The sequence below is a fragment of the Moritella sp. JT01 genome (assembly GCF_001574435.1).
Taxonomy (GTDB): Bacteria; Pseudomonadota; Gammaproteobacteria; order Enterobacterales; family Moritellaceae; genus Moritella.
Genome location: NZ_LOCN01000007.1, coordinates 661,075 through 675,426 on the forward strand (window position 1 = coordinate 661,075; position 14,352 = coordinate 675,426).

General features: G+C 39.6%; 15 protein-coding genes and 1 tRNA gene. 8 read left to right on the forward strand and 8 right to left on the reverse strand.

Annotation, left to right across the window (positions count from 1 at the left end; translation table 11 throughout):
* Position 1 precedes the first annotated feature (1 nt).
* Genes AKG98_RS09490 through trpS form a run of 3 tightly spaced genes read right to left on the reverse strand, consistent with a single transcriptional unit; the run spans position 2 to position 1,966 of the window.
* On the reverse strand, positions 2-562 hold the full coding sequence (locus tag AKG98_RS09490) for a dienelactone hydrolase family protein (RefSeq protein ID WP_067044778.1): 561 nt from the start codon (positions 560-562) through the stop codon (positions 2-4).
* A 20-nt stretch (positions 563-582) separates the two neighbouring features.
* Positions 583-894 carry a cupin domain-containing protein gene (locus AKG98_RS09495; protein WP_067044781.1) on the reverse strand — a complete coding sequence of 104 codons (312 nt, stop codon included), beginning with the start codon at positions 892-894 and terminating at the stop codon, positions 583-585.
* A gap of 13 nt (positions 895-907) precedes the next feature.
* Positions 908-1,966 (reverse strand): tryptophan--tRNA ligase, encoded by a 1,059-nt coding sequence (gene trpS / locus AKG98_RS09500; protein WP_067044783.1) that lies wholly within the window; start codon positions 1,964-1,966, stop codon positions 908-910.
* Positions 1,967-2,218: 252 nt separating this feature from the next.
* Here trpS and AKG98_RS09505 point away from each other — a divergent pair, with 252 nt between their 5' ends.
* A complete protein-coding gene (locus AKG98_RS09505) occupies positions 2,219-3,172 on the forward strand; it encodes a D-2-hydroxyacid dehydrogenase (protein WP_067044786.1) in 954 nt (317 codons plus the stop codon).
* 159 nt (positions 3,173-3,331) lie between these two features.
* Positions 3,332-3,724 (forward strand): hypothetical protein, encoded by a 393-nt coding sequence (locus AKG98_RS09510; protein WP_067044789.1) that lies wholly within the window; start codon positions 3,332-3,334, stop codon positions 3,722-3,724.
* A 17-nt stretch (positions 3,725-3,741) separates the two neighbouring features.
* Here AKG98_RS09510 and AKG98_RS09515 read toward each other — a convergent pair whose 3' ends face one another.
* The 5 genes from AKG98_RS09515 to AKG98_RS09535 form a co-directional block, all read right to left on the reverse strand.
* Positions 3,742-4,683, reverse strand: coding sequence for an FAD:protein FMN transferase (locus tag AKG98_RS09515; protein WP_067044792.1), 942 nt, complete (start codon positions 4,681-4,683; stop codon positions 3,742-3,744).
* A gap of 36 nt (positions 4,684-4,719) precedes the next feature.
* Complete coding sequence (locus AKG98_RS09520; protein ID WP_067044795.1) at positions 4,720-5,988, reverse strand: DUF3570 domain-containing protein; 1,269 nt, start codon at positions 5,986-5,988, stop codon at positions 4,720-4,722.
* On the reverse strand, positions 5,979-6,191 hold the full coding sequence (locus AKG98_RS09525; protein ID WP_067044798.1) for a DUF4266 domain-containing protein: 213 nt from the start codon (positions 6,189-6,191) through the stop codon (positions 5,979-5,981). Before AKG98_RS09525 ends, AKG98_RS09520 begins: the two co-directional genes overlap by 10 nt.
* Positions 6,192-6,212: 21 nt before the next feature.
* A complete protein-coding gene (locus tag AKG98_RS09530) occupies positions 6,213-6,728 on the reverse strand; it encodes a TlpA disulfide reductase family protein (RefSeq protein WP_067044801.1) in 516 nt (171 codons plus the stop codon).
* Between the two features lie 147 nt (positions 6,729-6,875).
* Positions 6,876-6,979, reverse strand: a tRNA-OTHER gene (locus tag AKG98_RS09535).
* Positions 6,980-7,286: 307 nt separating this feature from the next.
* Here AKG98_RS09535 and nrdD point away from each other — a divergent pair.
* The 6 genes from nrdD (at position 7,287) to AKG98_RS09565 (ending at position 14,298) form a co-directional block, all read left to right on the forward strand.
* Entirely contained in the window at positions 7,287-9,422 is a 2,136-nt protein-coding gene (gene nrdD / locus AKG98_RS09540; protein WP_067044804.1) for an anaerobic ribonucleoside-triphosphate reductase, read from the forward strand.
* Positions 9,423-9,518: 96 nt separating this feature from the next.
* Positions 9,519-10,034 (forward strand): anaerobic ribonucleoside-triphosphate reductase-activating protein, encoded by a 516-nt coding sequence (gene nrdG, locus AKG98_RS09545; protein ID WP_067044807.1) that lies wholly within the window; start codon positions 9,519-9,521, stop codon positions 10,032-10,034.
* An 833-nt stretch (positions 10,035-10,867) separates the two neighbouring features.
* On the forward strand, positions 10,868-12,865 hold the full coding sequence (locus AKG98_RS09550; RefSeq protein WP_067044809.1) for an SDR family oxidoreductase: 1,998 nt from the start codon (positions 10,868-10,870) through the stop codon (positions 12,863-12,865).
* Between the two features lie 128 nt (positions 12,866-12,993).
* Entirely contained in the window at positions 12,994-13,434 is a 441-nt protein-coding gene (locus tag AKG98_RS09555; protein WP_067044812.1) for a GspH/FimT family pseudopilin, read from the forward strand.
* Positions 13,435-13,610: 176 nt separating this feature from the next.
* On the forward strand, positions 13,611-13,940 hold the full coding sequence (locus AKG98_RS09560) for a hypothetical protein (protein WP_067044815.1): 330 nt from the start codon (positions 13,611-13,613) through the stop codon (positions 13,938-13,940).
* A 10-nt stretch (positions 13,941-13,950) separates the two neighbouring features.
* Positions 13,951-14,298: a hypothetical protein gene (locus AKG98_RS09565; RefSeq protein WP_067044818.1), complete on the forward strand. Its 348-nt coding sequence runs from the start codon at positions 13,951-13,953 to the stop codon at positions 14,296-14,298.
* Positions 14,299-14,352: the final 54 nt, after the last annotated feature.

The following is a 14,352-nucleotide window of genomic DNA, read 5'->3' on the forward strand; positions in this document are numbered from 1 at the left end:
GTTATCCAATTTCATTACGTATTTTATCATTAAAAAATGTTGCCCCGCTTAATGAATAATTCTCTGACAATGAATTCATAAAACCATGATAAAAATTGGTTTTAATACAGTGGACTTGTTTTAGAGGTGCTAAGGCTGAGAGTATATTATCAACCTCAAAGTGTTTTTCCTCACAAGGAAAGACTAATGTCACAGGGCAGCAAGGGATTACATCCAGATGGTTTCGGATCTGACTTGGATAGAAACCAATGCAATGTTTGATTAATGGATTCGAGTGTCGATCGATGGCTTTCCAAGCAGCAGATGCACCTGCGCTGAAACCAAGTAATACCACCTCACCTTCTGATAATTCAATCGCTGATGACACGGCCGTAATATACCGCTCATGACCACATTGAGTCATGAACGTATCGTAAGCGGCTTGCTCATTAATGAATGTTTGCTTATAACCCTCGTAAGGGTCGATTACCGTCACGCTAGCTAGCTCAATTGATAAAGACGCAGCAAGTAATTCGATATCCGTTGTCAGACCAAAAATATCAGTGATTATAATTATTTGCATGCGTTATTTATCCTACAACATTAATAATGTACAGCTAGCCAAACGGTTTCTAGATCAGGATCCGTCCATGCGACTTTGTGTTTTTGATGCGCTGGGATATTAAGGTAATCACCCGCTTTCAGCGTAATCGATGGCTTATCATCAAAACCAATAATTGCACTACCTGCAATAACGATCACCCATTCACTTTGCTCTTGATCATACCAACCAAAATCCGGTGAGGAGTGTCCTTTTGATATAATTCGCTCTATTTTAACTTTATCACTACTCACCAAATCTTCAAATACTTCACTGCTGAGGTCTGCGGGTATCGAATCAAAAATATTACTCATTTTAACAATCCTTTTAAAATAGGTTTAAGCCAAATGCACCCTTCACCTGACGTAATACATCATTCGCTTCATCTTGAGAACGTTCAGTTCCTGCTTTCAATATTGCAATTAGCTGCGAGCGGTCAGCGACAAACTCAGCTCTACGCTGTCGGATTGGTTTTAATAGATCCTGTAAGCATTCTTCCAAAATCTTCTTCACGGTGCCATCTCCTAATCCACCAGCTGTATATTGTTCTTTTAAATTAGCAACGTACACCTGATCTTGATGGAATGCATCTAAATAAGTAAATACCACATTCCCTTCAACTTGTCCCGGATCGCTCACGCGTAAATGATTCGGATCGGTATACATGGCTTTAACCGCTTTGGAGATCTCCTTTTCACTCGAACTTAGCATAATGGTGTTACCCATGGATTTAGACATTTTACTTTTACCATCGACACTAGGCAAACGTGAAACTTTACTTAACAATGGCTTACACTCAACCAAAATCTCTTGTTGGGCAATGTTATTTAGCTTTCTTACTATTTCATTGGTCTGTTCAAGCATAGGTAATTGATCTTCCCCCACAGGTATTAATGTGGCTTTAAATGCAGTGATGTCAGCGGCCTGACTTATCGGGTATGTTAAGAAACCAGCAGGAATAGAGCGGCCAAATGATTTACTGTTGATCTCATTTTTAACCGTCGGATTACGCTCCAAACGAGCAATAGACACTAAATTGGAGTAATACATTGTGAGTTCAGCCAAGGCTGGAATGGCGGACTGTAAACAAATAGTGGTTTTTAATGGGTCGATACCGACAGCAAGATAGTCCGCGACAACATTTAAAATATTCGACGAGACTTTTTGTGGATTATGACCATTATCAGTGAGGCCCTGCATGTCAGCAACTAAGATAGTTTGCTCATATTGATGCTGTAACTTTACACGCTGCTGCAATGAACCGACAAAGTGGCCGAGATGCAAAGAACCCGTTGCACGATCACCCGTGAGGATCTTTTCTTTGGTCGCGTTATTTTGATTTGAATTAGATGTTTGGTCTAAGTGTAGTGATAGGTTATTTTCCATTGTATATCTCCAAAATAGATTACCGGAGACATACATACTTTATTCATCAGTTGCCATCCGGCGATCTGTGAACAAAAGTATTCAACACCGCTCTTATAAAAGAGAGTGCCACCAAGATGTTGTGATAAGTGTAAAAATAGGTTTTAATTTCATGTATTCAAAATATCAGCCTGCGCAAATTAGCGCAAGCGATATTTCAACCTACTTTCAACCTTAACCATTAATCTTAACTATCAAATTGGACTTGCTTGCATGGAAACTATCGTCTTTCTCGACCGTTCTACAATCCCTGAACACATCACCATCCCTCAACCTAATACTGATTGTCAGTGGCAAGAGTATGCGACAACAACACCGGAGCAAGTGATTGAACGTCTGCAACATGCAAGCATTGTCATTACCAATAAAGTCATTTTAAATACGCAGATATTAAGTCAGTGCCCACAATTAAAAATGATTGCCGTAGCGGCGACTGGCACCAACAACATTGATTTAGATTATTGTCGTCAGCACAACATCACCGTCAGTAACATCCAAGGCTATGCCACCAACTCCGTACCTGAACATGTATTAGCCATGATGTTTGCACTAAAGCGAAATCTTGTCGGTTACCATCAAGATATTCAAGCCGGTGTTTGGCAGCAGCAAAAACAATTCTGCTTCTTTAGCCATCCCATTTCCGATATAGCGGGATCTACGATAGGTATTATTGGTAAAGGTAGTCTCGGTAATGCTGTTGCAGCGTTGGCCAAAGCCGTCGGCATGACGGTACTTTTTGCTGAGCGTAAAGGTGCGAATGAGTGTCGTGAAGACTACAGCCCATTTGAATTCGTCTTACAACAAGCGGATGTACTGACATTGCATTGCCCACTTGCAGAGCAAACGCACAATATCATCGGCAGTGACGAATTTAAGCTAATGAAAAGTACGAGTGTTTTGATTAACGCGGGACGTGGTGGTCTGGTTGATGAGGTGGCGTTAGTGGAGGCATTATATAGCCAACAAATTGCTGGCGCAGGTGTTGATGTATTTACCCAAGAGCCTGCTGATACCAGTAACCCCTTAATCGCTAATGCACATCTGCCGAATCTTATATTAACGCCGCATATCGCTTGGGGATCAGACTCTGCTATTCAGACATTATCCAATCAGCTTATTGATAATATAGATGCCTTTATTGCAGGTGATCCGAAAAATCTTGTTTAATATAGTTCAGCTAATATAAAAAACAAAACTGACGCATTATGAAAGTATGATTTAAAGACGAATAAACCACTAGTCCATTGTAATTTAAAATATTAATGGCTAACATTTATATTGTATTAATGGTAATTAAGATATTAAACATCAAAGGAAATGCAATTTATGAAATCAAAATTAGAGATCTACGCTTTATCTGTGTGCTTTGCCGCGATGATCTGCGTCGTCATATCTTCTGGTATTGGCGGATATGCTTTTGTTCGAGTTTTAAATCCAGAATTAACAATGAGCTCATATCAATACGATCAATACCAAACAAATGATGCCTATTGGGCTAGAGATAATTACCAATATGCAGATGACACAACACCAGTAAATAGACCATCAGAAAAAGAACTAACAGCAAAACGTGTAGCGTTATTTGCAATCGCAAAAAATAGTGAAAAAAGGGAGGGCATGCAAACACTAACAGGGTCATTCATTTTTTTATTTACAGGTCTGATTACTCTCCTTATTCATTTAGTCGTCGCTAAAAAATCAAGAGTAAAAGACATATAGGCAGAAACCAAGTTAAATCATGATAACCAATATCGGCAATCTTGCGCTTTCAAGAAGTCTTCAGCAGACTCGCCTTGTAATAACGCAATGGTTGCCAGCATGCCCGCTTGCACACAGTTTTGGGCATAGACAGTAACTTGAGCAGGGCCACCAGTAATGGGATAGCCAGTCTTGGGGTTGAGGATATGACCATAACGTTGACCATCGACTTCAATATAGCGCTGACTATCACCACTACTTGCAAGGCCTCCTTGGGCTAAGCTAATCATAAGCTTACTTTCACCAAGGTGTTTAGGATCTTCAATCGCGACTTGCCAAGCGTCACCATTACTGCGTAATTGATTGGTATAAATATCCCCCCCAAAGTTAACCAAAAATGCGTTATCAGTTTGTTGCAGCAATAGCTGAGCAACTTTATCGACCGCGTATTCTTTACCAATACCACCCAGATCTATTTGCATGCCTTTTGGTAAACGTAATAACGGTTCATTCCAGTTTGCTTTTTGCCAACCAATATTCGGTAACAGCGCTTTAATATCAGCGTCATTGGGGAGTTGGTTTTGTTGCTTAAAGTGCCAGAGTTTACCTAATACACCAGAGCTGATATCAAACAATCCTCCACTGAGTTGGAAACATAAATCAGCTAAATTAATAAGCCGTGTCGTTTCTTCATCTACCGAAATGGTTTCATCAGCAGAGCTATTAAGGCGGGCAATAATATTGTCATCACGAAAACGACTGTATTTTAGTTCAATGCGTTTTGCTTCTGCATATGCTTGCGCAGTAAGGCTATCCGCTTGAGCTTCATCTACGTTATCTAATAAGATCTGACAAGGACTGGCCATGACGGTGAACTCACCGAGCCAATAGCCCGTTTTTCGTTTTAAGGTAAAGGCTTTTTTTGAAGTACCGCCTTGCTGTAAAGCGCTGTCTTTGTTTAATAGATCGTCTTTTTTCAAACCTTATACCTACTCATATAAACATTAAAAACGGTATTAGAAACGATAGAAGCTCTGCAGTATGATGGCGCTTTTATCTGGATAAAGATCTAATCCCGCCATACCAGCCCCTTTAGCCAGAGAATCATCACCTGAGACCTGAGTAAGGTAATATTCAAGCCGCACACTGAACTCATTACCCGCAATCGGGAAACCATATTTAAGCCCAATGGTATAAGTTTGTAACTCACCCAAACGATAATCGGCAGTCATATATTTCGGTATTGGCTGGTCTTCATCAAGATAGACACGATAAAAATCAGCCGCTTGCTGGCTATAATAACGAAGATGCGGCTCAATAAAATGTTGGTTTGAAAGTTGAACTCGCCATTTACTGTCAATGGTATGTGAAGTTATTCCCCAGTCATCCCAAAAATAACGATAACTAACATCAAGCACTTGGCCAGATGGCTGTATATTGTATTTGGTACGCCAAAATAGGCTTTGTTTAGTGCGCTGATCAGGACGATTTTCATAAACATAATCATTCGCCCACCCATTACAGTCAACCACCGACAAAATTTTAAAGGGGTCAGTTTGATAACCATTCACATCACTAATCGAATAGTTTAATTGCATCAATGTTTGACGATCAATGACTTGCGTTAAACCAAAGAGTAAATCAAGGGTTTGCTTGGTATCAGAGTCCGTTAAACGGTTGTTAGGATCATCAACCGAAACACCTGGATCTGGGATGCCGCCTTCTGGTTCAATAGTATCGTTGGCATAAGCAAAGCCGAGAGATGCAGTGGTATTACGATTATTAAAATCACGCGCCAGCGCACTATTGATCGACAAGGCAAGGTAATCATATTCTTTAGACAGGTATGCTCCGCCAGAATACAACCAAAGGCGACTTAATTGTTGTTGGTATTGGGTACTCAGTGCAACCCGCGTATCATGAAAAGTATCATCCAGCGGAGTATCACCTGCAGCCGTAATATAACTGCCATTACCTGACGGACGGGTAAATGTTTGCGCTTTATTTTGTGCAACCGCGCCATTAGGTGAAGCGCCAGTAAGTACATCAATAATGCCTTTAAGATTAATACTGCGCTCGTCATCAATTTGCTTAGTGAGAGAAAGTGCCCCCTCATAGGCTTGCACTTGACTATCACTCTCAGCATAAATTAACAGACCAGCATCAACATCCCAACTGTCGAATTCTGACGGCTGAGCGGTCACAGGCGCAGCAAGTACACAGGTGGCCGCCGCGAGTGTTATCGAGATATTGGTGAAGGTTTTACCTTTGCTTTTTAGTTGCATCCACAGCCCCCACCCGCAAAATTACCGCCGCCACTCGAGCCTTCTTTACTGAAATAAGTGTGGTCGTCAAACCCAATTTCCATCGGATTATCTGCAAGCTGCATTTCAGGTTTCGCTAACAAGTCTCGTTCCCAAGGCGTAACGCCAAGTGATGAACACGCAGTTAAACTCAATACACTGGCCAATAATAAAATCCGTCTCATAAGGCATCTCCACAACTAAGCCTAAGGTAATAGCGACAAGATCTCAGCTTCGTATTTATCTAACTCCGCCAATCTAAAGCCGATATGCTTATACACAATTTCGCCCTTCTTATTAAGTATAAACGAATTAGGCAATCCCATTATTTCATACTGCTCAGCGACAACGCCTTGCGGATCAAACGCGATAGTTAATTTGTTTGGGTAACGTTGCAAAAATTTGGTCGCTAAAATAGATTCTTGATCCATATTAATCGCGATCACTACAAAGCCTTTTTCACCGTACTTTTCAACCATTTCATCCATCCACGGAAATGAACGAATACAGGGCGTACACCAGGATGCCCAAAAATCCACTAATACTACCTTACCGCGATAGTCTTCAAGGTTCACTTGGGTATTATCGATACCGGGTAATACAAATGTCGGTGCTTGGCTAACCTTGTTTTCAGCAAAAATGGTCGTGGAAAAAAGTAGACAGGTAACAACAGACACAGCAATAAAAAAAGAACGAATTCGATTGTAGATACATGGATTCATAAGCTTAGATCCCAAGAGGATGAGTAAGTGTGTGGCTATAGTAATGAAGTTAGCAGAGGATTAGTGAAAAAATGTCGAAAATTGGATATAAAAAAACGCTAACCGACTACTTTTAACGAGTAATCGATTAGCGCTCTCTTGAATGGATGGCGGAGGAGGAGAGATTTGAACTCTCGAGGAGCTATTAACCCCTGCTGGTTTTCANNGCTGGTTTTCAAGACCAGTGCATTCGGCCACTCTGCCACCCCTCCGCAGCAATGGAGCGAATATTAGAGCAAGCACTTGAAGTTGTAAAGCTTTATTCATCATAAGCACTTTGCTGCTCACTTTACGTTTAAATATCGTTCAAAAATAAACTTACAAGCACAATAGTGCTATTTATTGATCGAGAATACATCCCTCATCAATCCAATATTTTGGCGTGATAATTGTTGATCAAAATCAATGCGCCAACAATAAATTTAAAGCCTAATATACTACATGTTGTGCCACTTGTTTAAATAACACCTATATGTGGTATCACACACTAATATATATTTTAAACTGAAGGAGTATTTTGTGGATTTTTTTGTCATTAAACGAGATGGTTGTCGTGTGCCGTTTAACATTCAATGCATACAAAACGCCATTTTCGCAGCAGCTAAATCAGTGCAACAAGAAAGCCGTTGTTATGCGATAGAAATGGCAAATAAGGTTCATCAAGCCCTCATCCAGCAAGATGTTTCCAGCGAACATGCTATCGAGATTCATACGATTCAAAACACCGTTGAAGATGTGTTGATGCAAGAAAGCAACAAACCCATTGCCCGCGCTTATATCGAGTATCGTCATCAGCGCGATATAGCCCGTGAAACGCAAAGTATTCTAACCAACGAGATCAAAGGGCTTATTGAACAAAGTAACGAATCACTGCTTAATGAAAATGCCAATAAAGATAGTAAAGTGATCCCTACTCAGCGCGATTTACTGGCGGGAATTGTCGCGAAACATTATGCCAAGCAGCATATCTTGCCACGTGATATTGTTCATGCGCATGAATCTGGCGACATTCATTATCATGATCTTGATTATGCACCTTTCTTCCCGATGTTTAACTGTATGCTGATCGATCTTGATGGCATGTTAACGCATGGTTTTAAAATGGGTAACGCTGAGATTGAAACACCTAAATCAATTACCACAGCAACGGCAGTTACCGCACAAATTATTGCACAAGTGGCCAGCCATATTTATGGTGGTACCACGATCAACCGTATTGATGAGATCTTAGCGCCATATGTCACCGCAAGTTTTAACAAAAACACCTTATTAGCAGAAGAATGGGATATCCCGAATAAAGAGAAGTTTGCTCGTTCACGCACAGAAAAAGAATGTTTCGATGCGTTCCAATCGTTGGAATATGAAGTTAATACCTTACACACCGCCAATGGCCAAACGCCCTTTGTCACCTTTGGTTTTGGTTTAGGGTCGACTTGGGAAGCACGTCTAATTCAGCAATCTATTCTTAAAAACCGTATTGCGGGTTTAGGTAAGAATCATAAAACGGCTGTTTTTCCAAAACTGGTCTTTGCGATCAAAGATGGTTTAAACCATAAATCCGCCGATGAAAATTACGACATTAAGCAACTTGCACTAGAGTGCGCAAGTAAACGTATGTATCCAGATATTTTAAATTACGACCAAGTAGTAAAAGTTACGGGGTCATTTAAAACACCCATGGGTTGCCGTAGTTTCTTAGGAAACTATGAAGAGCAAGGTGAATTAGTACATGAAGGCCGTAATAACCTAGGTGTTGTCAGCCTAAATTTACCGCGTATCGCCATTCAAGCAAACGGTGATGAATTGCGATTCTATCAATTACTCGATGAACGCTTAATCCTGTGTAAACGCGCGCTGGAAACTCGAATATCTCGCCTTAAAGGTGTCAAAGCGCGTGTTGCGCCAATCTTGTACATGGAAGGTGCTTGCGGTGTTCGTCTGCAAGAAGATGATGACGTATTAGACATTTTCAAACATGGTCGTGCATCTATTTCTTTAGGCTACATAGGTTTACACGAAGCAATCAATGCACTATTTGGCAATCAAACACACCCTTTTGATAGTAAAACATTGCAACAAAAAGCCATTGCCATGCTTACCCATATGAAAGCTATTACAGAGCTGTGGACTGCTGAAACTGGTTACGCATTTAGTTTGTATGCAACACCGAGTGAAAATTTGTGTAGTCGTTTTGCTAAATTAGACAAAATCACCTTTGGTGATATCACGGATGTGACAGATAAAGGTTATTACACCAACAGTTTCCACTTAGATGTTGAGAAGCAAGTGAATCCATATGACAAAATTGATTTTGAGATGCCCTATCCTGCGATTAGTAACGGTGGTTTTATCTGCTACGGTGAATACCCGAATATGCAGCACAACATAGAGGCATTAGAAAACGTTTGGGATTACAGTTATTCACGGGTTCCTTATTATGGCACTAATACACCGATTGATGAATGTTACGCCTGTGGTTATACCGGTGAGTTTGAATGTACCAGTAAAGGGTTCACCTGTCCTAAGTGCGGTAATCACGATGTTGCGAAAGTTTCTGTTACCCGTCGAGTCTGTGGTTACTTAGGCAGTCCGGATGCGCGTCCTTTTAATGAAGGTAAACAGGAAGAAGTAAAACGCCGCGTTAAACATTTATAAATTATTCAATTTTTTACAAAACATTTATAAAAAACCATATTCAGATTAATTAACTAGCTAGCCAATTGCTTATTGGCTAGCGTTTAAGAAGTAAAGATGCACTATTCTCAATATTTTAACCTTGATGTCATCAATGGCCCAGGTACAAGGGTCACCTTATTTGTCAGTGGTTGTGAACACCAATGCAAAGGCTGCTATAACCAATCGACTTGGTCTCCACGCAATGGTTCCCCATTCGATCAAGAGATAGAAGACAAGATAATTAATGATTTAAATGATACGCGTATACATCGCCGAGGATTAAGCTTAAGCGGCGGTGATCCACTCTACCCAGCAAACTTAAACGCTGTATTAAAACTAGTAAAAAGAGTTAAAAAAGAATGTATTGGCAAGGATATATGGCTATGGACTGGTTATACCATAGAGCAGTTAACACCTCAGCAAAGATGCATAGTTCAATACATTGATTGCCTTGTTGACGGTAAATTTGAACAGCAACAAGTAGACCCAAGTTTAAAATTTAGAGGTAGCAGAAATCAACGAATCATCACAATCACAAAAAGTAAAAAGATTGGCGACGTCGAGCACATTATTAACGAAGGAAAATATTAAACAACCACAAGTAAATTAGTCGCATCACAAATGATAGCGCTATCAATTACAGAAACACAATTAAAAAATTATTAATTGTGAAAAGGTTAATTTCAGAATTTAATACTTTTGGGATAGATCTGGGCTATTGAATAAATATTCTAATATTAAAGTCCTACGATGTACTATTACTTAATTAATAATATATGTTGCAAGGTCAAAACACCTTACCAAAATAAGTCATCTAAAATTAATTTTTTTGACTTAAATCACACCAAAATCATCAATAATCTAGGTTGAAAACGGTTAGGTTTTATAAAATCTAACGCAAAAGTATTAGTGAAAAAGTCCACCAATCTACCTATAAATAAATATAAAATATAAAACAAACAGTAAGCCGTTGATAATTACCTGTTTTTATTTTAAATGATTAAATTTATGCTAATACCCTACCACCAAATAATAGCTAACAACAATATTTAGAATATACCATCCAAAATAAGCATTATTTTTAATTTCACACGTCAATACTTGTCAATAACACGTAAAAAAGTAAACTTTTACGTTGTAGAAACGAAGCATAATGACGATTGAAAAAACAGAGCTTTTACACTAAACGTTAATATTTAGTTAACAGAACTTACCAACACAAAAACCTAACAACGCGTCATAAAATACTGACAAGGTGTTGTTAGAAAAGTTAAATATCCAGTTACGTTAAGGGAACATCATTGACATTTATTTTCAAATCGATGATATTACTACTACATAAGTGATATACACTCATTGTTATAAAATCGAAAAGTCGTTTTTATTTAACAAAAAGCAAACACAGTTTAATTGAGGATAATGGAATGAAATACTTAGTTACCGGTGGTACAGGATTTATTGGTCGATTCTTAATTGAACGTCTAGTAGAGAGAGAAGATGCGTTAGTTTATGTATTAACTCGCCAAGGCTCAGAACACAAGTTCAATGCATTAAAGGATCGAGTGCATAAAAGTGTTAAAAGTCGTATCAAAATGGTTACTGGTGATATCACTAAAGCGAATTTAGGGATTGATGAGCAATGGTTAGCAGAACACACGGACCAAATTGATAATGTTTACCACCTTGCTGCAATCTATGACATGAAGGCTGATGCTGAGTCACAAGAAACGGCAAACGTTGTTGGTACACGTAATGCCGTTGAAGCATCTATAAAGATTAAAGCAAAAAGCTTCCATCATGTAAGTTCGATTGCAGCGGCTGGTTTGTTCAATGGTACTTTCTACGAAGATATGTTTGAAGAAGCTGAAAATATGGATAACCCATATCTTCGCACTAAACATGTGTCTGAAAAAGTAGTGCGTGATGAATGCTCAATTCCTTTCCGTATTTATCGTCCAGGGATGGTTGTTGGCCACTCTAAAACAGGTGAAATCGATAAAGTAGATGGTCCATACTATTTCTTCAAACTATTGAAAAAAATCCGTGAGACAATTCCAACGTGGATGCCTATGATAGGTGTTGAAGGCCGTCGTCTGAATATTGTCCCTGTCGACTATGTTGCAGATGCGATTGACTACATTAGCCATAAAGAAGAAGTACACAGTAACTGCTTCCACCTTGTTGATCCAAAACCATTTAAAGTGGGCGAAGTACTTAATATCTTCGCAACAGCAGGGAACGCACCAAGAACGGCATTCCGAATTGATTCTCGAATCGCTAATTTCTTACCGGCTTCTGTTCGCCAAGCAATCACCCATTTACCCGCAGTAAAACAGCTTACTGAAGGGGTATTAAATGACCTTGGTATTCCAAAAGACGTATTGAACTTCCTTAACTACCCAACGAGCTTCGATGACCGTGAAACAGCACGTGCTCTAGAAGGTTCTAATATCAAAGTGCCTCGCTTAGACGCATACGCACCTGCGGTATGGGACTATTGGGAACGTAACCTAAATGATGATCTAATCAATGACATGACCCTGAAAGGTAATGTCAGTGGTAAAACAATTATCATCACAGGTGCAAGTTCTGGTATTGGTGAGGCAACGGCATTAAAACTCGCACCAACAGGCGCTAAATTAATCCTTGTCGCACGTGATGTCACAAAATTAGAAGCAACACAGGCGCAAATCCAAGAACTTGGTGGTGAAGCACACATCTATTCATGTGATATTTCAAACATGGAATCATGTGATGAATTAGTTAAGTCAGTACTTGCTGAACATGAATTTGTGGATATCTTAATCAATAACGCAGGTCGCTCAATCCGTCGTTCAATTGATTTATCATTTGACCGTTTCCACGATTACGAAAGAACGATGCAGTTAAACTACTTTGGTTCAATTCGTTTAATCATGGGCTTCACACCAAGTATGTTAGAGCGTAAAAAAGGGCATGTAATTAACATCTCTTCAATTGGTGTGTTAACAAATGCGCCGCGTTTCTCTGCTTATGTTGCATCAAAAGCAGCACTTGATGCCTTTACGCGCTGTGCAGCATCCGAGTTTTCTGACCGTAACGTAAACATGACGACGATTAACATGCCGTTAGTACGTACACCTATGATTGGTCCAACAAAAGTATATGAAAATGTACCAACACTTGCACCGTCAGAAGCGGCTGATTTAATTGTACAAGCGATTATTCGTAAGCCTAAACGTATCGCGACGAAAGTCGGTATTATGTCTGAAGTACTTTACTCACTATTCCCTAAAGTAAGTGAGATCATAATGAACACGGGCTACCGTATGTTTAATGATTCAGCAGCGGCTAAAGGTAAACTAGAAGATAAAGATGAACCGACACAAGCAAGCACTGAACAAGTTGCATTTGCAGCTATCATGCGCGGTGTGCATTGGTAATCTAACCAGTCTTGAACAGACGCTAATAAGATAATAAAAAGGGACCACTCTATATACTAAAAGTGGTCCCTTTTTTGATCGTTCTTATCATGTTAATCTATTGTTTTCTTTAACAAGGATGTATAAGAATGAACAAATCATTGGGTTTCACACTCATCGAATTAATGATCACAATCGCGATCTTTGCCATACTCATTGGCATTGGCGTTCCCAGTTACCGAAACACCATACAACAAAGCCGCATAGACGATGCGACCACATTGATTAATAGCGCGCTTAGCTATGCTAAAAACACCGCGATTGCGCATAACCGTCCTTTGGATATGACGATATCGAGTAACACACTTACTTTAGCCACAAGTACTACGGCTGAAATTATTAATAAAACCACAATCACGACTGACACGAGCTCAATCTTATCGTTTACTACGCCAAATACCCCCATCACCTTTCGTGCTAATGGCACTGTCGCTACGGGCAATACGATTAGTTTCTGCACCGGTGATTCAGGTATTGAAATAGCTATCGGATTAAATGGTGATGCTGTCACGACCTCCGTCACCTGCTAGTCACGGATAAGTCTTCTATTTCTATAAATAGATTCAAAGAATAAAACCATACTTTTACTTTTCCTCCCTGTGATAAAGTGACGAATATTAGCGAGGGGTGCGAGAAGTGATGCGCCAATTAACCTGACTAACACACAAGAAGTCGCCAAACTAAAAAGGCTCGGACAGGTATCAAGGTGATAGGCAATAGTCTCGTTGCGCTTGATGCAGGGTTTCGTGTTAGCAAAGTACTAAAGGCAAAAGAACAAGGTAAAGAATGGGAAAAAACCATGGTGAAGGAAACTGCTGGTTTTGGATTAGGAACCGCAGCAGGAATTGCCGCTGGTGAGTATGTGATTGGTTCTGCTGTTGGTGTATTTCTTGCGAGTACGCCTGCGGGATGGATTATATTAATCGGCCTAGGTATCACGGCCGGTTATGGGGCATCTAAATTTGGTGATGGTATAGGTCAATATGTAGCAGGAAAAACATATGAGACAAGTTCAAGTATAAGATGGTTTGATTAGAGGATAATATATGGATAATCAAGCGATATTAGGTTTCGGTGGTTTTTTTGCATTCCTATTTTGGGCCATTATGTTAAAGGTTTTTGGTCTTATTTCGGTGCGTTACATTGAATCGAAAATGGTTAAAGACGGCTGTATTTTACCACCACGACGGGCTATGGGGTCGATTGAAATTAATTATGCGATAGTATTATTGATACCTAAATCACGAATTAGCCGTTCTATGTATGCTTATTTTGGTATAGATGCTCAACGAATTGCACGAAAAAAAGATATCGTTTTAGCATGCTTACTGCATATATCGAGTTTCCTTATGTTTTCGTTTATGGGCATTTACTACTTTTTATATGTTGAATAATGAAGCACCAACTAACATAAAAAAGCGGCGTTAGATTTACATCTAACGCCGCTT

Bases quoted from the DNA above. Each gene is read 5' to 3' on its own strand.
- AKG98_RS09565 (WP_067044818.1), top strand. From the start codon at position 13,951: ATGGATAATCAAGCGATATTAGGTTTCGGTGGTTTTTTTGCATTCCTA.
- AKG98_RS09490 (WP_067044778.1), bottom strand. From the start codon at position 562: ATGCAAATAATTATAATCACTGATATTTTTGGTCTGACAACGGATATC.
- AKG98_RS09530 (WP_067044801.1), bottom strand. From the start codon at position 6,728: ATGAATCCATGTATCTACAATCGAATTCGTTCTTTTTTTATTGCTGTG.
- AKG98_RS09505 (WP_067044786.1), top strand. From the start codon at position 2,219: ATGGAAACTATCGTCTTTCTCGACCGTTCTACAATCCCTGAACACATC.
- AKG98_RS09525 (WP_067044798.1), bottom strand. From the start codon at position 6,191: ATGAGACGGATTTTATTATTGGCCAGTGTATTGAGTTTAACTGCGTGT.
- nrdG (WP_067044807.1), top strand. From the start codon at position 9,519: ATGCACTATTCTCAATATTTTAACCTTGATGTCATCAATGGCCCAGGT.
- AKG98_RS09495 (WP_067044781.1), bottom strand. From the start codon at position 894: ATGAGTAATATTTTTGATTCGATACCCGCAGACCTCAGCAGTGAAGTA.
- trpS (WP_067044783.1), bottom strand. From the start codon at position 1,966: ATGGAAAATAACCTATCACTACACTTAGACCAAACATCTAATTCAAAT.
- AKG98_RS09550 (WP_067044809.1), top strand. From the start codon at position 10,868: ATGAAATACTTAGTTACCGGTGGTACAGGATTTATTGGTCGATTCTTA.
- AKG98_RS09555 (WP_067044812.1), top strand. From the start codon at position 12,994: ATGAACAAATCATTGGGTTTCACACTCATCGAATTAATGATCACAATC.
- AKG98_RS09520 (WP_067044795.1), bottom strand. From the start codon at position 5,988: ATGCAACTAAAAAGCAAAGGTAAAACCTTCACCAATATCTCGATAACA.
- AKG98_RS09510 (WP_067044789.1), top strand. From the start codon at position 3,332: ATGAAATCAAAATTAGAGATCTACGCTTTATCTGTGTGCTTTGCCGCG.